This window comes from Salmonella sp. SAL04162, assembly GCF_046551535.1.
Classification (GTDB): Bacteria; Pseudomonadota; Gammaproteobacteria; order Enterobacterales; family Enterobacteriaceae; genus Salmonella; species Salmonella enterica.
This window is the reverse complement of sequence record NZ_JBGDVX010000019.1, coordinates 15,697-39,912: the sequence shown is the minus strand read 5'-3', so window position 1 is coordinate 39,912 and position 24,216 is coordinate 15,697. Positions and strand designations below refer to the sequence as shown.

General features: G+C 52.8%; 28 protein-coding genes and 2 pseudogenes. 29 read left to right on the top strand and 1 reads right to left on the bottom strand.

Going from position 1 to position 24,216, the window contains the following annotated elements; translation table 11 throughout:
* Positions 1-76: 76 nt before the first annotated feature.
* From ACLJRH_RS24530 to traF, 22 genes and pseudogenes are all read left to right on the top strand, one after another.
* Positions 77-295 (top strand): TraY domain-containing protein, encoded by a 219-nt coding sequence (locus tag ACLJRH_RS24530; RefSeq protein ID WP_073998956.1) that lies wholly within the window; start codon positions 77-79, stop codon positions 293-295.
* Between the two features lie 37 nt (positions 296-332).
* Positions 333-695 (top strand): type IV conjugative transfer system pilin TraA, encoded by a 363-nt coding sequence (gene traA, locus ACLJRH_RS24525; RefSeq protein WP_410958203.1) that lies wholly within the window; start codon positions 333-335, stop codon positions 693-695.
* Between the two features lie 14 nt (positions 696-709).
* Entirely contained in the window at positions 710-1,021 is a 312-nt protein-coding gene (gene traL / locus ACLJRH_RS24520) for a type IV conjugative transfer system protein TraL (protein WP_410958202.1), read from the top strand.
* 21 nt (positions 1,022-1,042) lie between these two features.
* Positions 1,043-1,609 carry a type IV conjugative transfer system protein TraE gene (gene traE, locus ACLJRH_RS24515; RefSeq protein ID WP_000399760.1) on the top strand — a complete coding sequence of 189 codons (567 nt, stop codon included), beginning with the start codon at positions 1,043-1,045 and terminating at the stop codon, positions 1,607-1,609.
* Positions 1,596-2,336, top strand: a complete 741-nt coding sequence (traK, locus tag ACLJRH_RS24510; protein WP_410958201.1) for a type-F conjugative transfer system secretin TraK — start codon at positions 1,596-1,598, stop codon at positions 2,334-2,336. The genes traE and traK overlap by 14 nt, the downstream gene beginning before the upstream one ends.
* Entirely contained in the window at positions 2,336-3,754 is a 1,419-nt protein-coding gene (gene traB / locus ACLJRH_RS24505) for an F-type conjugal transfer pilus assembly protein TraB (RefSeq protein ID WP_410958200.1), read from the top strand. The genes traK and traB overlap by 1 nt, the downstream gene beginning before the upstream one ends.
* Positions 3,744-4,340 (top strand): conjugal transfer pilus-stabilizing protein TraP, encoded by a 597-nt coding sequence (gene traP, locus ACLJRH_RS24500; RefSeq protein WP_410958199.1) that lies wholly within the window; start codon positions 3,744-3,746, stop codon positions 4,338-4,340. The genes traB and traP overlap by 11 nt, the downstream gene beginning before the upstream one ends.
* Positions 4,318-4,563: a DUF2689 domain-containing protein gene (locus ACLJRH_RS24495; protein ID WP_410958198.1), complete on the top strand. Its 246-nt coding sequence runs from the start codon at positions 4,318-4,320 to the stop codon at positions 4,561-4,563. Before traP ends, ACLJRH_RS24495 begins: the two co-directional genes overlap by 23 nt.
* Complete coding sequence (gene traV, locus ACLJRH_RS24490) at positions 4,560-5,072, top strand: type IV conjugative transfer system lipoprotein TraV (RefSeq protein WP_410958197.1); 513 nt, start codon at positions 4,560-4,562, stop codon at positions 5,070-5,072. Before ACLJRH_RS24495 ends, traV begins: the two co-directional genes overlap by 4 nt.
* Positions 5,073-5,206: 134 nt before the next feature.
* Complete coding sequence (gene traR / locus ACLJRH_RS24485) at positions 5,207-5,428, top strand: conjugal transfer protein TraR (protein WP_001278699.1); 222 nt, start codon at positions 5,207-5,209, stop codon at positions 5,426-5,428.
* Positions 5,421-5,882 carry a hypothetical protein gene (locus ACLJRH_RS24480; RefSeq protein WP_410958196.1) on the top strand — a complete coding sequence of 154 codons (462 nt, stop codon included), beginning with the start codon at positions 5,421-5,423 and terminating at the stop codon, positions 5,880-5,882. Before traR ends, ACLJRH_RS24480 begins: the two co-directional genes overlap by 8 nt.
* Before the next feature lie 2 nt (positions 5,883-5,884).
* A complete protein-coding gene (locus ACLJRH_RS24475; RefSeq protein ID WP_410958195.1) occupies positions 5,885-6,280 on the top strand; it encodes a hypothetical protein in 396 nt (131 codons plus the stop codon).
* A gap of 4 nt (positions 6,281-6,284) precedes the next feature.
* A pseudogene (traC, locus tag ACLJRH_RS24470) lies at positions 6,285-8,934 on the top strand (type IV secretion system protein TraC).
* Positions 8,909-9,295 (top strand): type-F conjugative transfer system protein TrbI, encoded by a 387-nt coding sequence (gene trbI / locus ACLJRH_RS24465; protein ID WP_410958194.1) that lies wholly within the window; start codon positions 8,909-8,911, stop codon positions 9,293-9,295. Before traC ends, trbI begins: the two are co-directional and overlap by 26 nt.
* Positions 9,292-9,924 (top strand): type-F conjugative transfer system protein TraW, encoded by a 633-nt coding sequence (traW, locus tag ACLJRH_RS24460; protein ID WP_410958193.1) that lies wholly within the window; start codon positions 9,292-9,294, stop codon positions 9,922-9,924. Before trbI ends, traW begins: the two co-directional genes overlap by 4 nt.
* Positions 9,921-10,913, top strand: coding sequence for a conjugal transfer pilus assembly protein TraU (gene traU, locus ACLJRH_RS24455; protein WP_410958192.1), 993 nt, complete (start codon positions 9,921-9,923; stop codon positions 10,911-10,913). The genes traW and traU overlap by 4 nt, the downstream gene beginning before the upstream one ends.
* A gap of 19 nt (positions 10,914-10,932) precedes the next feature.
* Positions 10,933-11,241 carry a hypothetical protein gene (locus ACLJRH_RS24450; protein WP_410958228.1) on the top strand — a complete coding sequence of 103 codons (309 nt, stop codon included), beginning with the start codon at positions 10,933-10,935 and terminating at the stop codon, positions 11,239-11,241.
* Positions 11,226-11,864: a type-F conjugative transfer system pilin assembly protein TrbC gene (gene trbC, locus ACLJRH_RS24445; protein ID WP_410958191.1), complete on the top strand. Its 639-nt coding sequence runs from the start codon at positions 11,226-11,228 to the stop codon at positions 11,862-11,864. Before ACLJRH_RS24450 ends, trbC begins: the two co-directional genes overlap by 16 nt.
* A 37-nt stretch (positions 11,865-11,901) precedes the next feature.
* Entirely contained in the window at positions 11,902-12,240 is a 339-nt protein-coding gene (locus ACLJRH_RS24440) for an HNH endonuclease (protein WP_410958227.1), read from the top strand.
* Positions 12,237-14,063, top strand: coding sequence for a type-F conjugative transfer system mating-pair stabilization protein TraN (gene traN, locus ACLJRH_RS24435; RefSeq protein WP_410958190.1), 1,827 nt, complete (start codon positions 12,237-12,239; stop codon positions 14,061-14,063). The genes ACLJRH_RS24440 and traN overlap by 4 nt, the downstream gene beginning before the upstream one ends.
* A 10-nt stretch (positions 14,064-14,073) precedes the next feature.
* The gene (trbE, locus tag ACLJRH_RS24430; protein ID WP_410958189.1) at positions 14,074-14,289 is read left to right on the top strand and encodes a conjugal transfer protein TrbE; all 216 of its coding nucleotides are present in this window, start codon (positions 14,074-14,076) and stop codon (positions 14,287-14,289) included.
* Between the two features lie 12 nt (positions 14,290-14,301).
* Positions 14,302-15,054, top strand: a complete 753-nt coding sequence (gene traF, locus ACLJRH_RS24425) for a type-F conjugative transfer system pilin assembly protein TraF (RefSeq protein ID WP_410958226.1) — start codon at positions 14,302-14,304, stop codon at positions 15,052-15,054.
* A gap of 77 nt (positions 15,055-15,131) precedes the next feature.
* Here the strand turns inward: traF and ACLJRH_RS24420 are convergent, their stop codons facing one another.
* Positions 15,132-15,473 carry a toxin ArtA gene (locus tag ACLJRH_RS24420; protein ID WP_410958188.1) on the bottom strand — a complete coding sequence of 114 codons (342 nt, stop codon included), beginning with the start codon at positions 15,471-15,473 and terminating at the stop codon, positions 15,132-15,134.
* Between the two features lie 80 nt (positions 15,474-15,553).
* On the opposite strand from ACLJRH_RS24420, the gene traQ reads away from it, so the two are divergent.
* From traQ to traD, 7 genes and pseudogenes are all read left to right on the top strand, one after another.
* Positions 15,554-15,850, top strand: a complete 297-nt coding sequence (gene traQ / locus ACLJRH_RS24415; RefSeq protein ID WP_410958187.1) for a type-F conjugative transfer system pilin chaperone TraQ — start codon at positions 15,554-15,556, stop codon at positions 15,848-15,850.
* Positions 15,837-16,394, top strand: coding sequence for a type-F conjugative transfer system pilin assembly thiol-disulfide isomerase TrbB (gene trbB, locus ACLJRH_RS24410; RefSeq protein WP_410958186.1), 558 nt, complete (start codon positions 15,837-15,839; stop codon positions 16,392-16,394). Before traQ ends, trbB begins: the two co-directional genes overlap by 14 nt.
* The gene (gene traH, locus ACLJRH_RS24405) at positions 16,384-17,766 is read left to right on the top strand and encodes a conjugal transfer pilus assembly protein TraH (RefSeq protein ID WP_410958185.1); all 1,383 of its coding nucleotides are present in this window, start codon (positions 16,384-16,386) and stop codon (positions 17,764-17,766) included. The genes trbB and traH overlap by 11 nt, the downstream gene beginning before the upstream one ends.
* Positions 17,763-20,618 (top strand): conjugal transfer mating-pair stabilization protein TraG, encoded by a 2,856-nt coding sequence (traG, locus tag ACLJRH_RS24400; protein WP_410958184.1) that lies wholly within the window; start codon positions 17,763-17,765, stop codon positions 20,616-20,618. Before traH ends, traG begins: the two co-directional genes overlap by 4 nt.
* Positions 20,615-21,142, top strand: a complete 528-nt coding sequence (locus ACLJRH_RS24395) for a hypothetical protein (RefSeq protein WP_410958183.1) — start codon at positions 20,615-20,617, stop codon at positions 21,140-21,142. Before traG ends, ACLJRH_RS24395 begins: the two co-directional genes overlap by 4 nt.
* A gap of 21 nt (positions 21,143-21,163) precedes the next feature.
* Positions 21,164-21,895 (top strand): complement resistance protein TraT, encoded by a 732-nt coding sequence (gene traT / locus ACLJRH_RS24390; protein WP_410958182.1) that lies wholly within the window; start codon positions 21,164-21,166, stop codon positions 21,893-21,895.
* Positions 21,896-22,271: 376 nt separating this feature from the next.
* A pseudogene (traD, locus tag ACLJRH_RS24385) lies at positions 22,272-24,216 on the top strand (type IV conjugative transfer system coupling protein TraD); the annotation flags it as partial.

The window sequence follows — 24,216 nt, the reverse complement described above, 5'->3', positions numbered from 1 at the left end:
ATTATTTTCGGTCTGGGGTTGATTTTTAATTATTTGTTTGAATATATTTTAATATGTAATTTCAGAAGGAGGGGGCGTGAGACAGAAAAATTCAAGGAGTGCTGCCGGAAATGTTGTCTATGCAAGGCTGGATGATGAAACGAACAGGCTTCTTATTAATGCAAAAAACAGGAGTGGAAGAAGTAAGACTATAGAGATGGTTATGCGGTTGAGAGATCATCTTTTAAGATATCCAGATTTTTATAATTCTGAATACTGCAAGGGGGTGACGGATAAGGATAATTCATCAGTTTAAATTGTGATCTGATTCTTATTTTTAAAGGAGATACTTAATGAGCGCTGTTGTAAGTGTTCAGGGTGCTTCTGCGCCCGTTAAAAAGAAATCGTTTTTTTCTACGTTCACACGTCTGAACCTGCTGAAACTTGCCCGCGCAGTGATCCCGGCGGCAGTGCTGATGTTCTTTTTCCCGCAACTGGCAATGGCTTCCGGCGGCTCGCAGGATCTGATGGCAACCGGTAACGGTACGGTAAAAGCAACATTCGGTAAGGATTCCAGCGCCGTCAAGTGGGTTATCCTGGCGGAAGTGCTGGTCGGTGCCGTGATGTACATGACGACCAAAAACATCAAGTTTCTGGCGGGGTTTGCCATCATCTCGGTCTTTATTGCCGTGGGTATGGCTGTTGTCGGCCTCTGACAGGAAATAAGACCATGTCGGGAGACGAGAATAAACTCAGGAAATATCGTTTCCCGGAAACACTGACCAACCAGAGCCGCTGGTTCGGCCTGCCGGTGGATGAATTAATTCCTGCTGCTGTCTGTATTGGCTGGGGATTAATGACATCAAAACAAATTTTCGGCATCAGCGCCGCGGTTCTGGTTTATTTCGGGATAAGAAAACTGAAAAAAGGGCGGGGAAGCTCCTGGCTGCGTGACCTGATTTACTGGTATATGCCGACAGCCCTTCTTCGCGGTATTTTTCATAACGTTCCCGATTCGTGTTTCCGGCAGTGGATTAAGTAATCATTATTCCGGGATGAGTATATGGAACACGGCGCCCGTTTAAGTACCAGCCGCGTACTGGCGATAAGTTTTATTTTTATGGCCCTGCTGATTGTGCTCAGTCTGGCCGTGAATGTCATTCAGGGTATTAATAACTACCGGCTGCAGAATGAGCAACGCACGGCGGTCACTCCTATGGGATTTAACGCGCCCTTTGCGGTGTCACAGAACAGTGCCGATGCCTCTTATTTACAGCAGATGGCGCTGTCGTTTATTGCCCTGCGTCTGAATGTGTCGTCAGAAACCGTCGACGCGTCACACCAGGCACTTCTGCAATATATTCGTCCGGGCGCACAGAATGAAATGAAAGTCATTCTGGCAGAAGAAGCGAGACGAATTAAGGCCGACAACGTTAACTCCGCTTTTTTCCAGACCAGTGTCAGGGTCTGGCCACAGTATGGCCGCGTGGAAATTCGCGGTGTGCTGAAAACCTGGATTGGAGATTCAAAACCGTTTACCGACATCAAACATTACATTCTTATTCTGAAACGGGAAAACGGCGTGACCTGGCTGGATAATTTCGGGGAAACAGACGATGCGAAAAAATAAGCCGTATAAGCCATTTTTACTGGCGGCCGGATGGTTATTTTCCGGTCTGGTGATGGCATCGGGCTCCGGTACGCTGGCCCCGGTGGTGGTGTCCCTGGCTAACGGCGGTCAGGCGAACATTGCTGTCAGCAACACCGACCCGAACCTGTTTACTGTGCCGGGTGACCGTATCACTGCGGTCAGCGGTCTGGACGGCATGCTGACGAACAGTGAGCAGACAGGCACAGGCGGCGTGGTGGTGGCCACGGTCAGTAAAAAACCGTTCACCTTCATTCTGGAGACAGAACGCGGCCTGAACTTCTCCGTCCGGGCCGTCCCCCGGGTCGGTGCCGGGCGCACCGTACAACTGGTCAGCGACCTGCGCGGAACCGGGGAGGAGGCTGGCGCATGGGAAACGGCCACGCCCTATGAATCCCTGCTGGTTGCCGTCAGCCAGGCTGTACGTGGAGGTACGCTGCCTGCCGGCTGGTATCAGATCCCCGTCACGAAAGAAGCGCTACAGGCCCCGGCCGGTCTGTCTGCCCGGGCTGACGCCGTGTGGACCGGCAATCATCTGAAACTGGTACGGTTTGCTGTGGAAAATAAAACGCTGTCTGCCCTGAACATCAGGGAAAGTGATTTCTGGCAGCCCGGAACCCGCGCCGTGATGTTCAGCCAGCCCGTCAGTCAGATACTGGCCGGCGCACGAATGGACGTGTACGTCATCCGTGACGGGGAGGGCAGTTGATGGCGAGCATCAATACGGTTGTAAAGCGTAAACAGTACATCTGGCTGGGGATTGTTGCGGTGGGTGCTGCCGCTGCCATTGGCGGAGGCCTTTACCTGTCTGACGTCGACATGAGTGGCAACGGGACGGCTGCAGAGCAGGAGCCGGTACCGGATATGACCGGGGTGGTGGACACGACCTTTGATGACAAAGTTCGTCAGCATGCCACCACGGAAATGCAGGTGACGGCGGCGCAGATGCAGAAACAGTACGACGAAATCCGCCATGAGCTGGATGTTCTGAATAAGCAGCGCGGTGACGACCAGCGTCGTATTGAGAAGCTGGGGCAGGACAACGCCGCGCTGGCCGAACAGGTGAAGGCCCTGGGAGCGAACCCGGTGACGACCACAGGAGAGCCCGTGCCGCATACGCCTGGTTCACCTCCCGGTCCGGAAGGTGAACCACAGCCGGGTAATACGCCGGTGACCTTCCCGCCACAGGGGACCGTTCCTCCGCCAACCGCTTTTTATCCGGGGAATGGCGTCACGCCTCCGCCACAGGTGACATACCAGTCCGTGCCGGTGCCGAACCGTATAGAGCGTAAAACGTTCAGCTATGACGCCGCCGTGAAAAAAGGTCCCTCGCTGCCGTATATCCCGTCCGGGAGTTTTGCAAAAACCATGCTGATCGAAGGGGCGGACGCTAATGCCTCCGTCACCGGTAATGAATCGACGGTCCCCATGCAGCTGCGCATTACCGGCCCGGTGGAGATGCCAAACAGTAAAACATATGACATGACAGGCTGCTTTGTGGGCCTGGAAGCCTGGGGGGATGTGTCCAGTGAACGCGCGATAGTACGTACCCGTAATATCAGCTGCATTAAGGACGGCAAAACCATCGACATGCCGGTTAAAGGACATGTCAGCTTCCGTGGAAAGAACGGCATCAAAGGTGAAGTGGTGATGCGTAACGGCAAAATTCTCGGCTGGGCGTGGGGTGCCGGTTTTGTGGACGGTATCGGCCAGGGGATGGAGCGGGCATCCCAGCCGGCGGTGGGGCTGGGGGCAACGGCGGCTTATGGCGCGGGCGATGTGTTCAGAATGGGGATTGGTGGTGGTGCATCGAAAGCGGCACAGACACTCAGTGATTATTACATCAAACGTGCCGAGCAGTATCACCCGGTGATCCCGATTGGCGCCGGTAATGAAGTGACCGTAGTGTTTCAGGACGGTTTTCAGCTGAAAACTGTGGACGAAATGGCTCTGGAGCAGGTCCGCCAACGGAAGGAGGATGAGAATGCGGAAGGCCCGGTGCCCGTACCTCCAGTCGACAGCCATATGAACGGCTTTAACACCGACCAGATGCTGAAACAACTGGGTGATCTGAATCCACAGCAGTTTATGTCCGGCAGCCAGGGAGAGCATACAAATGGGAAATAACCGGCTGAACAGCCTGAAAGGACGTGCCGTTTTATATCGTCTTGCCGGTCTTCTGCGCTGGCTGATATGGGGCGTGAAATATGCCGTTATCTGGCCGCTGGCCACTACAGCCATCGTTGTCATTCTGCTCTTCCGGACGGGTGATACCACGCCGGGACAACAGATGGCGCAGGAAATCGAACGGGTGAGGGCAATGGCCCCGTCCGGGATGTTTCCGGTCCGGGACTGCCCCGAACCGTTTTTCACGGAGTCATCGCCTGTACCGCCAAATCTGACGGAAAACTGTCCGCTGAAAATAATCAGCGCGGAAGAATACGCGGCAAATATAGACCAGTCCCTGTCACAAACGGGATGGCTGTTATGGGGGATGCTGGCGCTGTTGTATACCGCGGTGGCTGTCATGACCGGAAACCGGCCGTACCGTCACAATCCACGGACATATGCGTATGACACGGCGACAAACAACCTGAAGCATATTGATAAAGAAAACGAAATCCGGACTTTAAAAGAAAATACAAACGGGCAGGTTATTTATTCCGGAAATAAAGAGGCTGAAAAAGAGGGTGATAAAAATGAACATACGTAATGTTATTTCAGTTCCTGATGAACCCGTGCAGGATGATTTTGTGAAATCTGTTATCAGTAACTGCACTACAAAAATAATACTCTCCGGTCACCGTGAATATAACTTCTCACGACAGGAATATAATTTTTCAGTTACCGGAATGCCTGGCGCAGGGAAAACATTTGTTCTGTCTGAATTAATCAAAAAGCTGCTGCGTGAGAATAAGAAAGGGGCAAAATCATGAACCGGGTTTCATACCTGATCCCTTTCTGCGGCGTGCTTCTGCTGTCCGGATGCGCCGGAACGAACTCCGACTTTGAATGTACCGCCACCACGTCAGACACCTGTATGACGATGGAGCAGGCCAATGAAAAAGCGAAAAGACTGGAGCAGACGGAGGCGGTAAAGCCGGTTGCGGCATCACTGCCGCGCCTGGCTGACGGTAACTTCCGCACGGTTTCAGCACGGGCGGAAAGTCCTGTTTTGCCTGTGGTCGCTAAACCCGTGATGCGCCCCCCGGCTCAGACGCTGCCGGCTCCACGCCCGTTGTTTACGGCTGCCCGGAAGGTGAAACCGGTGGTGCCTGTCAGTACGGTCTCTCCTGTGGTACCGCCCCGTCCACTGAGAACCGGGGAGCAGACGGCGGCGTTATGGATAGCTCCTTATATTGACAGCCAGGATATTTACCATCAGCCGTCCGGCGTATTTTTTGTCATTAAACCGTCTGCGTGGGGAAAGCCACGGATTAATTAACTGATGCGTCAGTCGGATATCAGCCGGCAATGCCGGCCGGCTTTCTGTATTCAAAACCTGCCTGTAAAACGAGTGCCCTGTGCGTGAAAAGGGACGGGCGGTAGCGTGTCAGAACGTGTCGGGAGACATATTCCATGAGCGATGAAGCCGATGAGGCATATTCAGTGACAGAACAACTGACCGTGACGGGAATTAACCGGATACGGCAGAAAGTAAACCGTAAAGGTATTCCGGTTTACCGGTGTGAGGCATGCGGTAATCCCATTCCGGAAGCGCGGCGAAAAATATTTCCTGGCGTGACGTTGTGTGTCGAATGCCAGTCTTTTCTGGAAAAACAGGGCAGACATTATGCATAAATCAGACGCAGAAAAAATTGAATCCATTATTGATAAGCATGACCGGATATACCGGCGACAGTTCAGTCTGTTTAACAGACTGGGTGTTCTTTCATTCGTTACCGGTGTGCTGAGTGTGATCACTGCGTTATTCAGTACCTCCCTGCTCCTTAAATACACGCTGTGTGTCGTGATATGTGTTTGTCTGATGTATCTGGTTTTCATGTTCTTCTGCCTGGACAGGTATATCGTGCTCAGTCGCCAGACACTGCTGTGGCTGATGCGCCGGGTGGAAGACACCGCAGACGTTCGCCGGGAACTGCTCCGCCGCCTGCTGTCCGGGAAAACGCTGACCGTACGGGATGAAAACGACATCCTGCGTCTCTGGTGGGAGAGCAGTAATGAAGTGGAGGCGCCTGCAACCCGTCAGCGTGAACAGGATGCCATCCGGAAATTTGTGGAGGAAGAAAAGTGAGGATGAAGATGCCTTTTCTGCGGTACAACGCTGGCATTGTCAGTCAGTTATTCCTGTACTGGAGCCTGTCGTTTACGACTGAGTATTTACTGAACAAACATCCACTGTCCGCTGACGCATGGCAGGGGATAAGGCTTCTGGCTCTGCTGGTGACTGCTTCGCTGGTAATAACGGCTGGCCGGTTGTTTGTTCTTGATGCCAGTGTCAGACAGGAGACCGCACAGGTGATGCTGCTGGTCATGCTGATACTGCATGTTCTGGCCCTGTTACTCCCTTCCGTCTGGCTGTTTTATCAGTGGCAATGGGACGGCCAGTGCCTTCTGCAGTGGCAGGGTGGGGCCTTCTCGTTCTCGCTTGTCGTTCTTCCTGCCGTTGTATTTATCTATTCGTCATGGTGACCACGTGAAAAACCTGTTTGATATTGTCACTCAGGCGGCCAACTCGCTGCTGACCGCGCTGAAGCTGCCGGATGAATCGGCACAGGCCAATCAGATCCTCGGCGAGATGAGTTTCCCGCAGTTCAGCCGTCTGCTGCCGTACCGGGACTATAACCAGGAGTCCGGCCTGTTCATGAATGACGCCACGATGGGCTTTATGCTGGAAGCCACGCCAGTCAACGGCGCTAACGAAACCATTGCGCTCTCCCTTGACCATCTGCTGCGTACCAAACTGCCCCGCGGGATACCCCTGTGTATCCACCTGATGTCCAGCCAGCTGGTTGGGGAGCGTATTGAGTACGGGCTGCGGGAGTTCTCCTGGTCCGGTGAGCAGGCGGAGCGGTTCAACGCCATCACCCGCGCCTACTACATGAAAGCTGCAGAGACTCACTTTCCGTTGCCGGAAGGAATGAACCTGCCGCTGACCCTGCGCCATTACCGGGTGTTCATCTCATACTGCGCGCCGTCCAGAAAAAAAAGCCGGGCTGATATCCTGGAGATGGAAAACCTGGTGAAGATTATCCGGGCCTCCCTGCAGGGGGCATACATCAGCACACAGACCGTGGATGCGCCGGCGTTTATTAATATTGTCGGGGAGATGATTAATCACAATCCGGAATCCCTCCATCCGACCCGGCGCCGGCTGGACCCGTATTCCGACCTGAACTACCAGTGCGTGGACGACTCCTTTGACCTGAAGGTCAGGCAGGATTACCTGACGCTGGGACTGCGCGATCACGGGAAAAACAGTACCGCGCGCATCATGAATTTTCATCTGGCCCGTAACCCGGAAATCGCCTTCCTGTGGAATACAGCAGATAATTACAGCAATCTGCTGAACCCGGAGTTGTCCATCTCCTGCCCGTTCATTCTGACGCTGACCCTGGTGGTGGAAGATCAGGTGAAGACCCACAGCGAAGCCAACCTGAAATACATGGACCTGGAGAAGAAGTCGAAGACCTCCTACGCCAAATGGTTCCCGTCCGTGGAGAAGGAAGCGAAGGAGTGGGGAGACCTGCGCCAGCGCCTGGCGTCGAACCAGTCCTCGGTGGTGTCTTACTTTTTCAATATCACGGCGTTCTGCCGCGACAACAAGGAAACGGCGCTGGAAACGGAGCAGGATATCCTGAACAGTTTCCGCAAGAACGGTTTTGAGCTGATTTCGCCGCGTTTTAACCATATGCGTAATTTCCTGGCCTGCCTGCCGTTTATGGCCGGGAAGGGGCTGTTTAAGCAGTTGAAGGAAGCCGGTGTGGTGCAGCGGGCGGAGAGTTTCAATGTGGCCAACCTGATGCCCCTGGTGGCGGATAACCCGCTGACGCCTGCCGGGCTGCTGGCTCCGACCTACCGTAACCAGCTGGCCTTTATTGATATTTTCTTCCGGGGAATGAACAACACCAACTACAACATGGCGGTCTGCGGAACTTCCGGGGCGGGCAAGACCGGGCTGATACAGCCGCTTATCCGCAGCGTGCTGGATTCCGGCGGCTTTGCGGTGGTGTTTGACATGGGGGACGGGTACAAGTCCCTGTGCGAAAATATGGGCGGGGTGTACCTGGACGGGGAGACCCTGCGTTTTAACCCCTTCGCCAATATCACCAATATTGACCAGTCGGCCGAACGTATCCGCGACCAGTTGTCGGTGATGGCCAGCCCCAACGGCAACCTTGACGAAGTCCATGAGGGCCTGTTGCTGCAGGCGGTCAGGGCAGCCTGGCTGACAAAAAAGAACCGGGCGCGTATTGATGACGTGGTGGATTTTCTGGAAAACGCCCGCACGAGCGAACAGTATGCGGAGTCACCCACTATCCGCAGCCGCCTGGATGAAATGATTGTCCTGCTGAACCAGTACACGGCAGCAGGCACTTACGGCAGATACTTCAACTCCGATGAACCCTCCCTGCGCGATGATGCCAGGATGGTGGTGCTGGAGCTGGGTGGCCTGGAAGACCGCCCGTCCCTGCTGGTTGCGGTGATGTTCAGCCTGATTATCTACATCGAAAACCGGATGTACCGCACGCCGCGTAACCTCAAAAAGCTGAACGTGATCGACGAAGGCTGGCGTCTGCTGGACTTCAAAAACCGCAAGGTCGGGGACTTCATCGAGAAGGGCTACCGTACTGCCCGCCGTCACACCGGCGCGTATATCACCATCACGCAGAATATCGTCGACTTTGACTCCGACAAGGCGTCCAGCGCCGCCCGCGCGGCATGGGGTAACTCTTCCTACAAAATTATCCTCAAACAGAGCGCCAAAGAATTCGCGAAATACAACCAGCTGTATCCGGATCAGTTCCCGCAGCTACACCGGGAGATGATTGAGAAATTCGGCGCCGCGAAAGACCAGTGGTTCAGCTCGTTCCTGCTGCAGGTGGAAAACCATTCCTCCTGGCACCGTCTGTTTGTCGACCCGCTCAGCCGCGCCATGTACAGCTCAGACGGTCCGGACTTTGAGTTTGTACAGCAGAAGCGGAAAGAGGGGCTGAGTATTCACGAGGCGGTCTGGCAACTGGCGTGGAAAAAGTCAGGACCGGAGATGGCCTCGCTGGAGGCCTGGCTGCAGGAGCATGAGACATTCAGGGGGGGCGTATGAGTACAGAGCAGAAACAGACTGACGGCACGGGAGTGCGTAAGCGTGACGGGCTGTGGATGATACCGGGATGCCTGGGGATGGTGGTACTTAACGCCGCCATCAGTTACGGGATAGCCCGGCTGAACACGCCGGTGACGGTGGCATTCAACATGAAACAGACCGTGGATGCGTTTTTTGACAGCGCCGGTCAAAAAAAACTGACGGAAGCGCAGTCGAAAGCGTTGTCCGGGCGCTTTAATGCGGCCCTGGAAGCCAGCCTGCAGGCGTGGCAGCGGGATCACCATGCCGTCATTCTGGTTTCACCGGCGGTGGTACAGGGCGCGCCGGATATCACCCGGGAGATCCAGCAGGATATTGCCCGGCGGATGAGGGCAGAGCCGTGAAATGGCGGGGGCTGACAGCCCTGCTGATATGGGGGCAGAGCGTGGCGGCCGCAGACCTGGGTACCTGGGGCGATCTGTGGCCGGTACAGGAACCGGACATGCTGGCGGTGATTATGCACCGGCTGGAAGCCCTGCAGCAGTCCGGTGAGATGGGGCGCCGGATGGAGGCCTTTAAGGAACGGGTGATCCACAACAGTCTGCGGCCACCGGCGGTGCCGGGTATCGTGCGCGCGGAGAAATACCGCAGCCGGCTGTTTGATCCGTCGGTCAGACTGGCGGCCGATATCCGGGATAACGAAGGGCGGGTGTTTGCCCGTCAGGGGGAGGTGATGAATCCGCTGCAGTATGTGCCCTTTAACCAGACGCTGTATTTCATTAACGGCGATGATCCGGAACAGGTGTCGTGGATGAAACGCCAGACGCCGCCGACGCTGGAGAGCAAAATTATTCTGGTGCAGGGCAGTATCCCTGAGATGGAGAAGGCGCTGGACAGCCGGATTTACTTTGACCAGAACGGGGTGCTGTGTCAGCGCCTCGGGATCGACCAGGTTCCGGTAAGGGTGACGGCCGCAACAGACGGGCGTTTCCTGAAAGTGGAGTTTATTCCGGCGGAGAACGGCAGAAAATGAAACGGTGTCTGTGGCTGTGTTTATTGATTCTGCTGGCTGGTCATGTCCCCACGGTATCGGCTGATGCGGCCTGTGAAAGTCGTTTTGTAAACCCGATCACGGATATCTGCTGGAGCTGTCTTTTTCCGCTGTCGCTGGGCAGTACAAAAGTGAGCCAGGGAAAGCTGCCGGATACGGCCAATCCCTCAATGCCGCTCCAGTTCTGTCCGGCGCCGCCGCCCATTTTTAAGCGTCCCGGACTGGCGATTGGCTACTGGGAGCCAATGGCGCTGACGGACGTCACCCGCTCTCCGGGCTGCATGGTGAATCTGGGGTTCAGCCTGCCGGCCTTCGGGAAAACGGCACAGGGTACGGCGAAGAAGGAGGATAAACAGGTGAACGGGGCGTTCTACCATGTTCACTGGTACAAATACCCACTGACGTACTGGCTGAATATCATCACCTCGCTGGGGTGTCTGGAGGGCGGTGACCTGGACATTGCGTACCTCTCCGAAATCGACCCCACGTGGACGGACAGCAGCCTGACCACCATTCTCAATCCGGAAGCGGTAATTTTTGCCAATCCTATAGCTCAGGGGGCGTGCGCGGCAGATGCCATTGCCAGCGCCTTCAATAAACCGCTGGATGTCCTGTTCTGGTGTGCAGGCTCCCAGGGCTCCATGTATCCGTTTAACGGCTGGGTGAGTAACGAATCCAGTCCGCTGCAGTCCTCCCTGCTGGTCAGTGAGCGGATGGCCTTCAAGCTTCACCGTCAGGGCATGATTATGGAAACCATCGGGAAAAATAACGCTGTCTGTAATGAATATCCGTCGCCCATTCTCCCTAAAGAGCGCTGGCGTTATCAGATGGTGAATATGTACCCGGACAGCGGGCAGTGCCACCCGTTCGGACGCAGTGTGATGCGCTGGGAAACCGGAAAAAATCCGCCCAACACAAAGAAAAATTTCGGTTACCTGATGTGGCGTAAACGCAACTGTGTATTTTTATAAAACGATATACGAGGAGGGACTGTTTATGCGCTTTATTTATAAGGGGCAGAATTACTCACCCGTGATATGGAGTGTTTCAGTGACGGCAGTGCAGATACTGAATAACAGCGTAAAGCTGTTTCCGTTTGCGCTGATGATGTTTGCACTGATGGCGTTTTATTTTCTTCCGGAGCGTATCATCTCTGATGTTGTTAATTCGTGGATGGAAACAGACACGTCCGGAAAAATATCGCTCATTAAACTTTACCTGGAAGCAACATTTATGCTGTCCCTCGCGTCTTCTTCTCTTTTATTTATGTACCGGGGAAAGCGATGCGCAGGAAAATAAAATACCTGACCATTCTGATTATGGTCATAAGCGGGACGGTATCAGCCGGCGGAGTCGCTAATACCCCTGAAAACCGCCAGTTCCTGAAGCAGCAGGAAAATTTAAGCAGGCAGTTGCGTGAAAAACCGGACCATCAACTGAAAGCCTGGACAGAGCAGCAGGTACAGGCGAACCCCCTGGTACAGTCAGACCGGCATTTCCTGGATGACCTTGCCCGAAAGCAGCAGACTTCTCAGGCGGATAAACCGGAGCAGGGCGCGGTGTACTTTATCTCGTTTTCCATTCCGGAAGAGGGACTGAAGCGCATGCTGGGCGAAACCCGTCGCTACGGTATTCCGGCCACGCTGCGGGGGATGCGGGATAACGACCTGAAGGCCACGGCAGATGCCGTTCTGTCCCTGGTGAAGGACGGCGTGACCGACGGTGTGCAGATTGACCCGACGCTGTTCACGACATATGGCATCCGCAGCGTACCGGCTCTGGTGGTGTACTGCCGCCAGGGATATGACGTTATCCGGGGCAATCTGCGGGTGAAACAGGCGCTGGAGAAAGTGGCCACTGACGGAGACTGCAGGCAGGTGGCGGCAGGATTACTTGATGGTGCCGGAGATAAACCAGAATGACATTCCCTGCGGGAATAAACAGCAGGGGGGAGATGTTATGGCGCTGACCAGAAAACAGCGGGAAAAACTGCGTATGAAATTCGGCGGTCGCTGTGCTTACTGTGGCTGTGAACTGCCGGAGAAGGGCTGGCATGCCGACCACATTCAGGCAGTACTCCGCAAATCAGAGCAGTGCATGAAGGCGGCTGAAAAGGGCATTTTCAGGCTGAAAACGACATATTCGCTGGAGATGTTCAGAAAACAGGTGTCCCTGCAGGTTGAGCGGGGGCGCCGGAGCAGCGTTAACTTCCGGACGGCAGAGCGTTTTGGGCTGATTAGTGTGGTGAATAAACCGGTTGTTTTCTGGTTTGAGCAATACGAGGGGGAGAATGAATGAAACGTGTGTTACCTCTGTTTCTGCTTCTGGCAGCCGGCCAGGCACAGGCTGACAGTAACAGTGATTATCGTGCGGGTTCAGATTTTTCCCATCAGATTAAAGGCCAGGGCACCGGCAGTATCCAGAGTTTTAATCCGCAGGAAAGTATTCCCGGCTATAACGCGAATCCGGATGAAACGAAGTATTACGGTGGCGTGACCGCCGGCGGCGACAGTGGTCTGAAGAATGACGGCACGATGCAGTGGGCCACAGGCGAAACCGGTAAAACCATTACAGAATCGTTCATGAACAAGCCCAAAGATATTCTGTCACCGGATGCGCCGTTTATTCAGACCGGCAGGGATGTGGTGAACCGGGCAGACAGTATTGTCGGCAACACCGGTCAGCAGTGCAGTGCGCAGGAGATCAACCGCAGTGAGTTCACAAACCACACCTGTGAGCGTGACACCACGGTGGAGGAATACTGTACCCGGACGGCCAACATCACCGGCGACTGGAGAGAGACAACGGAGATAAAAACGTACACCCTGACCGCCTTTAGTTTCAGCCGTTCCGGTAAGCAGATCGTTTTCAGCGTGACCGTGCCGGAAGCGGGTACGATAAGCAGCGCCAGCCTGAATGTGACCACACAGAATTATCTGTGGAACTCCCGCGCCGGCTTTATGAATACCACCTTCAACATGACGTGGGGCAGTACCATTACATTGGGTGGCGCGACAGGAATGATGCTGAGCAAAGGCCAGATTCTGAGCGGGACAAGCTGCAGCGGGAACGGTAGCTGTACCGGGTCGCTGGATGACCGCATTTTTAACGAGCTGACCAGCGGGAGGGCGAAGTTCACGCTGACACTGGTGATGCAGGTTAAGGACCGGGAGTGGATACCGCGGGTGGAGTGGATGGAAAGCTGCCCGTTCAATAAGGTGGATGGTGTTCTGAAAAATACCGAATGTACCGAACCCGGGGGAACGAAAACCGGGGTGATGGAAGGAAAACCCTGGAGCCTGACGGAAGCCTGCTGGGCATACCGCGATAAATATGTCACCCAGTCTGCGGACAACGGCACCTGTCAGGCGTATGTCGATAATCCGGCCTGTACTCTTGCCGCCCGACAGTGCGCGTTTTATTCCGGTGAGGGCACCTGCCTGCATGAATACGCCACGTACTCCTGTGAGTCTAAAACCGCCGGGAAGGTCATGGTTTGCGGCGGTGATGTGTTCTGTCTCGATGGGGAATGCGATAAGGCGCAGAGCGGAAAGAGCAATGATTTTGGCGAGGCGGTATCACAACTGGCGGCGCTGGCGGCGGCAGGTAAAGATGTCGCGGCCCTGAACGGCATTGACGTCCGTGCATTCACCGGCCAGGCGAAATTCTGTAAGAAGGCCGCAGCCGGGTACAGCAACTGCTGTAAGGACAGCGGCTGGGGGCAGGATATCGGTCTGGCTAAATGCAGTAGTGACGAAAAAGCTCTGGCCAAAGCAAAAACGAATAAGCTGACGGTCAGTGTCGGGGAATTCTGTTCGAAAAAGGTTCTGGGTGTCTGTCTGGAGAAGAAACGCAGCTACTGCCAGTTTGATTCGAAACTGGCGCAGATAGTGCAGCAGCAGGGGCGTAACGGCCAGCTGCATATCAGTTTCGGCAGTTCAAAACATCCTGACTGCCGGGGTATCACCGTGGACGAACTGCAGCAGATTAAATTCGACCAGCTGGACTTCACGAACTTCTACGAAGACCTGATGAATAACCAGAAAATCCCGGACAGTGGCGCGCTGACGGAGAAAGTGAAAGAACAAACTGCAGACCAACTCAGGCAGGCCGGGAAATAAGGACAGTCAGATGAATATAATGTCTTTTCTGGTTCGGGTGGTGGTGACGCTTATTGTGATATCCCCGGTGGTGTACTGGTCGTGGGATGCGGTAAGCACAACCACAGCGGACGATATCATGCTGGCGGTACTCATTATTTCCGCTTACGGTCTGATGTTCACGCTGCTGTTCTGTTTCGTGAATGCACTGGCGAAACTACTGCAGCATGATAATGAATCCAGTTGAAGGGGGCGCATGATGCGAAAAATACAGACCGTATGGGTGGCAGCGTTACTCTGTGGCCACCTGACCGCATACGGGAAAGATGCCGGATGGCAGTGGTATAACGACCCGGTAAAATTACCCGAACCCGGAATGACGGAAAAACCTGCTGCTGTACCACATCAGGAGCCGGATATTATGCAGAAATTATCTGCGCTGCAGACCGCAACAAAGCGGGCGCTTTATGAAGCCATTCTGTATCCCGGCGTGGATAATTTTGTGAAATATTTCCGGCTGCAGAATTACTGGACGCAGCAGGCGGGTCTTTTCAGCATGAGCGCCAAAAAAGCCATGCTGGCGCATCCGGAGCTGGACTATAACCTGCAGTACAGCCACTACAACGGCACAGTACGTAACCAGCTGGCCGCAGACCAGGCTCAGCAACGGCAGGCCATATCAAAGCTGGCTGAACACTACGGTATCATGTTCTTTTACCGGGGGCAGGACCCCATTGACGGCCAGCTGGCGCAGGTGATTAATGGCTTCCGTGCCACTTACGGTCTGAGCGTTATCCCGGTGACCGTGGACGGGGTGATTAACCCGATGCTGCCGGATACGCGTCCTGACCAGGGGCAGGCGCAGCGTCTTGGCGTGAAATATTTCCCGGCCATGATGCTGGTAGACCCGAAACAGGGCAGTGTCCGTCCGTTATCATACGGGTTTATTACGCAGGACGACCTGGCAAAACAGTTCCTGAATGTTTCAGAAGATTTTAAACCGAATTTCTAATCGGGATTATATTTATGAGTGCGTATTATTTGAATGTGTTTACAGGTATCCAGTATGGTCCGGAGTGATGTGGTTTTTTATAAAAACACTTGTGAAAGGGCAGGTGCTGTAAAGTTCTCATAAAAACCGTACACAATAATGAGGTTAATTACTGAAGGCCAGATAATAAACCATGCCGCAACCCAGTGACTTCTGAACAGTTCACAAAAATAAATACAGGTGATTAAAAACAACCATAATACAACAATGCCTGCCGCGATACTTAATAAAATCATTACAGGATAGTCAGGGGTGTTATCAACCGGTAATGAATGTGATGCTGCATATATCAGAGCAATAATTGCCGCATTTCCCGGTGACGACTTTCTTATTATATTCCTGATTATTCCCCGTTTTTCTTTAAAAGAAAGTTTTCCCATTTGTACTTCTGATTAATTTTACAGGAACACGAATATTACAGACATGAATACTTTCATGTAAATCATAACCGGAGTTTAACATGATAAGTAAACACAGATTCTTTTTACCCGGGCTGGATATTACGGGAGTATGGGTTTTCTCCCTGGGCGTCTGGTTTCACATTGTCGGGCGGCTGGTTTACCGCAGTCCCCGGATGGCGTTTTTCCTCGCAGAGCTGATTGCCGTCATTCTGGTGCTGGCCGGCGCTTATCAGGTACTCGATGCCTGGATAGCCCGCGTCAGCCGGGAAGAGCGGGAAGCGCTGGAAGCCCGCCAGGCTGCCATTCTGGCCGCAGAAAAAGAGGATGACGGGGATGAACCACATGTCTCTCAGTAAAACTCTGCTGTTTATGTTGCTCCTGGTGGGAGCGGGTGCTGATGCTTCCACGCGGGAAGAGATTGAACGACTGTATAACCCGCACGGGATGGCCACACAGTCCGTACAGCCTGAGCAGGTACTGCCTGCAGATAAACAGGGCTTGCAGAAGGTAACGCCGGCACCCCGCTGGTTTCGTCTCAGCAATGGTAAAACGGTTAACCTCGCCAACTGGAAAGTGGTGTTGTTCATGCAAAGAAGCTGCCCCTGGTGCCACCAGTTTGACCCGGTACTGAAGCAGGTGGCGCAGCAGTATGGATTTTCGGTATTCCCTTACACCCTGGACGGTCAGGGGGATGCCGCGTTTCCGGAGGCGCTGCCGGCACCGCCGGAAGTGATGCAGACCTTCTTCCCCAACATTCCCGTCGCCACCCCGACAACATTTCTGGTTAACGTGAACACACTTGAAGCATTACCTCTTTTGCAGGGGGCCACCGACGCCGCCGGTTTTATGGCCCGGGTGGATACCGTTCTGCAGATGTACGGAGAAAAACATGCAGGGTAAAACGCGAATTAAACCGCTTTTCATATTATGTGCGGCGTTGCTGACCGTCGCCCCCGCCGTCTCTGCCGATGTGAACAGCGACATGAACCAGTTCTTCAATAAGCTGGGCTTTGCTGCCAATACCACACAGCCCTCCGTCTGGCAGGGACAGGCGGCAGGATATGCCTCCGGCGGTTCTTTATACGCCAGAACACAGGTAAAAAATGTCCAGCTGGTCTCCATGACCCTGCCGGATATCAATGCCGGTTGCGGGGGCATCGATGCCTATCTCGGCTCATTCAGTTTCATTAACGGCGAGCAGCTGCAGCGTTTTGTGAAGCAGATTATGAGTAACGCCGCAGGGTACTTTTTTGACCTTGCGCTGCAGACGACAGTACCGGAAATCAAAACGGCAAAGGATTTTCTGCAGAAAATGGCCTCCGACATTAACAGCATGAACCTCAGCTCCTGCCAGGCGGCACAGGGAATTGTCGGGGGGCTTTTTCCCCGGACTCAGGTTTCCCAACAGAAGGTCTGCCAGGACATTGCCGGTGAGAGCAACATCTTTGCCGACTGGGCGGCGTCCCGGCAGGGATGTACTGTGGGCGGGCAATCCGACAGCGTCAGGGATAAAGCCAGTGACAGGGATAAGGAGCGGGTGACCAAAAATATCAACATCATGTGGAATGCTTTGTCCAAAAACAGGATGTTTGACGGCAACAAAGAGCTGAAAGAGTTCGTGATGACGCTGACCGGTTCACTGGTTTTTGGACCCAACGGCGAAATCACGCCCCTGCCTGCCAGAACCACCGACCGGGCTATTGTCCGGGCATTAATGGAAGGCGGAACGGCGAAGATATACCACTGCAATGATTCGGATAAATGCCTGAAGGTGGTGGCCGACACGCCGGTAACCATCAGCCGCGACAACGCGCTCAAATCACAGATTACGAAGCTGCTGACCAGTATTCAGAACAAAGCTGTCAGCGACACTCCCCTGGATAATAAGGAAAAAGGGTTTATCTCCAGCACCACCATCCCGGTCTTCAAATACCTGGTTGACCCGCAGATGCTCGGCGTGTCAACCAGCATGATTTATCAGCTGACGGATTATATCGGGTACGACATCCTGCTGCAGTATATCCAGGAACTGATCCAGCAGGCCCGGGCGATGGTGGCCACAGGGAATTATGACGAGGCGGTTATTGAACACATCACCGACAACATGAATGACGCGACCCGGCAGATAGCGTCCTTCCAGGCGCAGGTCCAGGTGCAGCAGGATGCGCTGCTGGTTGTCGACCGTCAGATGAGCTACATGCGCCAGGAGCTGTCAGCCCGCATGCTCAGCCGTTACCAGAACAACTATCATTTTGGCGGAGGTGCGCAGTGAACGAGGTCTATGTCATTGCCGGCGGAGAATGGCTGAGTAATAACCTGAACGCCATTGCGGCCTTCATGAGCAGCCGGACGTGGGACTCCATTGAGAAAATTGCGCTGACCCTGTCCGTTCTCGCGGTGGCCGTTATGTGGGTACAGCGACATAACGTGATGGATCTGCTGGGCTGGGTGGCGGTGTTTGTGCTGATATCACTTCTGGTGACCATACGGACATCGGTACAGATAATTGATAACAGCGATCTGGTGAGGGTTTACCGGGTGGATAATGTGCCGGTCGGTCTGGCCCTTCCCCTTTCGCTGACAACCCGGATCGGGCATGCGATGGTGGCCAGCTATGAGATGATTTTTGCCCAGCCTGACAGCGTCACCTACAGCAAGACAGGTATGCTGTTCGGCGCGGGGCTGGTGACGAAAAGTACCGACTTTCTGTCACGCAATCCGGAAATTACCGGCCTTTTTCAGGACTATGTCCAGAACTGTGTGATGGGCGATATTTACCTCAATCACAAATATTCCCTGGAAGAACTGATGGAATCCGGTGATCCCTATACGCTGATTTTTTCAAATCCCAGTCCATTACGGGGTGTCTTTGACAAAAATAATCATTTTCTCACCTGTAAGGATGCGTCGGTCACGCTGAAAGACAAACTGAATCTTGATACAAATACAGGAGGCAGGACCTGGCATTATTATGTACAACAGTTATTTGGTGGACGTCCGGACCCGAACCTGCTGTTCAGTACGATGCTCGGGGACAGTTACAGCTATTTCTACGGCTCCAGCCAGTCAGCCAGCCAGATTATCCGCCAGAACGTCACGATTAACGCCTTAAGGGATGGAATAACCAGTTATGCCGCCCGGAGTGGTGATACGGCCAGCCTGATGAACCTGGCCACCACATCTTCAATGGAAAAACAGCGTCTGGCGCATGCCAGCATCGGGCAGGTGGCGATGCGTACCCTGCCAATGACACAGACCATTCTGCTGGGGATAGCCATCGGGATTTTCCCGTTGCTGGTTCTGGCCGCTGTCTTTAATAAACTGACGCTGTCAGTGCTGAAAGGGTATGTGTTTGCCCTGATGTGGCTGCAGAGCTGGCCGTTGCTGTATGCCATTCTGAACAGCGCCATGACCTTTTATGCCAGGCAGAACGGTGTACCGGTGGTATTGTCTGAAATGTCACAGATACAGCTGAAATACTCCGATCTGGCCACGACAGCAGGGTATATCTCGATGATGATCCCACCGTTGTCGTGGGCGATGGTGAAAGGACTCGGAGCGGGATTCTCCGGGGTGTACAGCCATTTTGCCTCTTCGGCGATCAGCCCGACAGCCAGTGCGGCTGCCGGCGTGGTGGACGGCAATTACTCCTACGGCAACATGCAGACAGAGAACGTCAATGGCTTCAGCTGGAGTACCAACAGTACGACGTCATTTGGCCAGATGACTTACCAGACCGGTAGCGGAGCAACCGCCACGCAGACCCGGGACGGCAATATGGTCATGGATGCCAGCGGTGCGCAGTCCAGACTGCCGGTGAATATCAACGCGACCCGGCAAATAGCGGCGGCACAGCAGGAGATGGCGCGGGAGGCCAGCACGCAGGCAGAAAATGCCCTGCACGGGTATAGCAGCAGTATTGCCAGTGCCTGGAATACCCTGAGTCAGTACGGAGCTAATATAGGACACAGTTCATCCAAGATCAGTGGTGCTGATAATACTCAATCGTCACAAGACTCTACCATGATAAACAAAATGTGGAATGCTGTAGTCAGTAATGCTAAAGCTAACAATATTTCAAACGATGAATCCTATCAGAACCTTATGGATAAAACTCGTCGCGGATCAGCTTCAGGGGAAGTATATGTTGGAGGAAAATGGGATTCCGGGGATCAACTGGCTGGAAAATTGGGTAAATGGGCAACGGGAGCCAGTATTAGTGGCGGTGCAAAATTTTCGGGTAGCCTGAGTGGTAGTTCTGGTTCGACTGACTCGACGAGTGAATCAGGGCGTGAAACTCATGACAATCAACATAATACCAGCGCTCAGACAGCTCGGGATTTCAAAGAGAGCTTGGACTATTTTAGTAGTCGTAAAACCAGCCAGTCAGCCAGCCATACAGATAATAATGCAGAGTCTCGTGTGGATCAGCTTTCAGCATCACTTAATAATGCTAAGCAGAGTTATGATCAGTACACGACAAACCTCACCCGCAGTCATGAATATGCTGAAATGGCGTCCCGGACTGAAAGCATGAGTGGACAGATGAGTGAAGATTTGTCACAGCAGTTTGTGAATTATGTACAGAAACATGCGCCTAATGACGCAGAATCCATACTGACGAACACAAATTCCCCTGACGTGGCGGAAAGACGTCGGGCAATGGCCTGGGCATTTGTTCAGGAACAAGTTCAACCTGGAGTAGATAGTGCGTATAGTGGCGCTAATGAGAATATTGGTATGGGAATGCCTACAAGCTCGAATGGTGGTACCCGTAGCGATGTCGTAAACGATTATACTACCAATTCAGGTGTGATAGATCACCATACTCGGACATCAGGTATAAGGAGTGATATCAGTGGTGAGGTAGATAATATTATCGACCAAAACCAACAGCGCCATGATGCTGATAAAACTCAGATCACCAATCAGTCAAGTGACATTAAAAATCAGAACTCTGAGCTGGAAAAACAGTATAATTTAGAAAAAAATAAACATGAAAAAATGTATAATGAGAAAATGGAGAGCCAAGGACATATACCAGGAGGTTATTCTAAAGAGGAATTAACCAGGATGGCGGAGGATATGCAGAAAAAACATAGGGGTGGTAAGGGGGATTCATGATAACAAATGAAGTCATAAAAAAAGAAATTGAAGATTTAAGGAAAAATTTGATATTAAATGAATTGGAAATACCATCTTTTTTTAGTTGTATATGGCCTGCTATATTTTTTGCTCTAATTTTTACTGGTGTTCCTTTTTTTCTGTTTTCTCATGATATTTATACGGATGACATTGACTTAATTGCAGTAAATGTTTTTGGTTGTTTTTTGAGTGTTGTTTTTTTTGCATCAATCGGTAATGCAAGAGCTTTGTTTCTCTCTGTTCCTAGAAAATTCAGGCGTAACTCAAAACTATATGCTTTCTGGGGGAGGAAAGTGTGGATATATCTGATTAGTTATGCTGCGTTATATGCCATGCTGGCCGTATATATTAGCTCTATTTACTTTTCGGTTATATGGTTTATAGCCCTCTCAATGATTCTTATGGTGATAATGGCCATTATAATGAATGTTGACTTCGGTCGATATCAACTGTCAGCCCTGACTTCATTGATTGAGTCATTTAAAAATAAGAAAGGTAACTGATGAAATGAAAAGGAAATCTTGATGAAAATGAAAAAAATAATGATGGTTACACTGGTCAGTTCCACTCTGGCCCTGTCAGGGTGTGGTGCGATGAGCACAGCAATCAAAAAGCGTAATCTTGAAGTGAAAACCCAGATGAGCCAGACCATCTGGCTTGACCCGTCCAGTGAACGGACGGTGTATCTGCAGGTGAAAAACACCTCCGATAAGGATATGAGTGACCTGCAGAGCCTGATTGCAAAAGATATTCAGGCGAAAGGCTATACCGTAGTGAACTCGCCGGATAAGGCATACTACTGGATTCAGGCCAACGTGCTGAAAGCCGACAAGATGGATTTGCGTGAGTCCCAGGGATGGCTGAACCGTGGTTATGAAGGTGCGCTCTCCGGGGCAGCGCTCGGGGCCGGTATCACAGCGTATAACTCTAACTCAGCAGGTGCCACTCTGGGGGTAGGGCTTGCTGCCGGGCTGGCGGGTATGGCTGCCGATGCACTGGTTGAGGATGTCAACTACACCATGATTACGGATGTGCAGATTGCCGAACGGACAAAAGCGACGGTCACAACCGATAACGTGGCCGCACTTCGCCAGGGAACCTCGGGTGCCAAAATCCAGACCAGCACCGAAACCGGTAATCAGCATAAATACCAGACCCGTGTGGTATCGAATGCCAACAAGGTTAACCTGAAGTTTGAAGAGGCAAAACCAGTTCTGGAAGAACAACTGGCCAAATCAATTGCAAATATTCTTTAATCATCTTCAGGAGGCCGGTCTGACTGGCCTCCTGACTGACGCCTCGCTTTGCTCGTTGTCCAGGCCCGGAAAGTAATGAAATAAATTTCATTTCTCTCCGGCGTTTCCGAAATAAATATGAAAACACTGAGCGGTTGTGCAAATTCTTTGTGCGACCGTGAAGTGTTGCCGCGAAGCGGGAATAATAAGGGTACGGAATGCCATTATCAGAACTTCTTTGTCACATGACTAACGGCAATCCGTTTTTCTGGCTGTTTGCTGTGGTGGCAGTCTGTGCTGCTGTTCTTTATTTTCTGCAAAAGCGAAAGTAACGGTTAGTCATTTGTTCAAAATAATCCCCCGTCCGGACTGATAATCTTTCTTTGGAATAACATCTATGAGCTTTAGTGCGAAGGATATGACCCAGGGTGGTCAGATTGCCAGCATGCGTATTCGCATGTTCAGCCAGATCGCCAATATTATTTTCTACTGTCTGTTTATTTTCTTCTGGATACTCGTCGGCCTGGTGTTATGGGTAAAACTCAGCTGGCAGACGTTTGTGAATGGCTGTATTTACTGGTGGTGTACCACGCTTGAAGGGATGCGGGATTTAATTAAATCCCAGCCTGTCTATGAGATCCGGTATTACGGCCAGACATTCCGGATGAACGCCGCCCAGGTTCTGCAGGACAAATACACGGTCTGGTGTGGGGAGCAACTGTGGTCGGCCTTTGTTCTGGCCGCCTGTGTGGCGCTGGTTATCTGCCTGATTACATTTTTTATGGCCACATGGATTCTGGGACGTCAGGGAAAACAGCAGAGTGAGGATGATGTTACCGGAGGACGCCAGCTTACCGACAACCCGAAAGACGTTGCCCGGATGCTGAAAAAAGACGGAAAAGCGTCCGATATCCTGATTGGCGATTTGCCAATCATTAAGGATTCAGAGATTCAGAACTTTTTGCTCCACGGGACAGTCAGTACCGGTAAGTCTGAAATAATTCGTCGGCTGGCTAACTATGCCCGTCAGCGCGGCGACATGGTGGTGATGTACGATCGTTCCTGTGAGTTTGTCAAAAGCTACTACGACCCGTCCATCGATAAAATTCTCAACCCCTGTGACGCGCGGTGTGCCGCATGGGATTTATGGCGGGAATGCCTCACCCTGCCGGATTTTGATAATGCGGCGAATACCCTGATCCCGATGGGCACGAAGGAAGATCCGTTCTGGCAGGGTTCCGGACGGACCATTTTTGCTGAAGCGGCATACCTGATGCGTAATGACAGCGATCGCAGCTACAGCAAGCTGGTTGACACTCTGCTCTCAATCAAGATTGAAAAACTGCGAACCTACCTGCGTGATTCCCCGGCGGCCAACCTGGTGGAAGAAAAAATCGAGAAGACGGCCATTTCCATCCGGGCTGTGCTGACCAACTATGTAAAAGCCGTCCGCTATCTTCAGGGGATCGAGCGTAACGGTGAACCGTTCACCATCCGTGACTGGATGCGTGGCGTCCGGGAGGATCAAAAAAACGGCTGGCTGTTTATTTCTTCAAACGCTGACACACATTCTTCCCTGAAGCCGGTTATTTCCATGTGGCTGTCCATTGCCATCCGGGGCCTGCTGGCGATGGGAGAGAACCGTAACCGTCGGGTGTGGTTCTTCTGTGATGAGTTGCCCACGCTGCACAAGCTGCCCGACCTCGTAGAAATTGTCCCGGAAGCCCGTAAATTCGGGGGCTGCTATGTCTTTGGTATTCAGTCCAGTACACAGATGGAGGATATCTATGGCGAGAAAGCGGCGGCAACCCTGCTGGATGTGATGAACACAAGGGCCTTTTTCCGCTCACCCAGTTATAAGATTGCCGACTATGTCGCCCATGAGATTGGTGAAAAAGAGATCCTGAAAGCCAGTGAGCAGTATTCCTATGGTGCCGATCCCGTTCGTGACGGGGTGTCGACCGGTAAGGAGATGGAGCGTGTCACACTGGTCAGCTACTCCGATATTCAGTCACTGCCCGACCTGACCTGTTATGTCACGCTGCCCGGACCCTATCCGGCAGTGAAGCTGTCCCTGAAATACCAGGAACGTCCCAAAGTGGCGCCGGAGTTTATTCCCCGGGAAATGAATCCGGAGGCGGAAGCCCGTCTGAGCGCCGTTCTGGCTGCAAGGGAAGCCGAGGGACGTCAGATGTCCAGCCTGTTTGAACCGGATACAGAAGCGGTTGCGCCGACAGCAGCAGAAGCGCAGGCTGAACAGCCGCAACAGCCGCAACAGCCGCAACAGCCGCAACAGCCGCAACAGCCGCAACAGCCGCAACAGCCGCAACAGCCGCAACAGC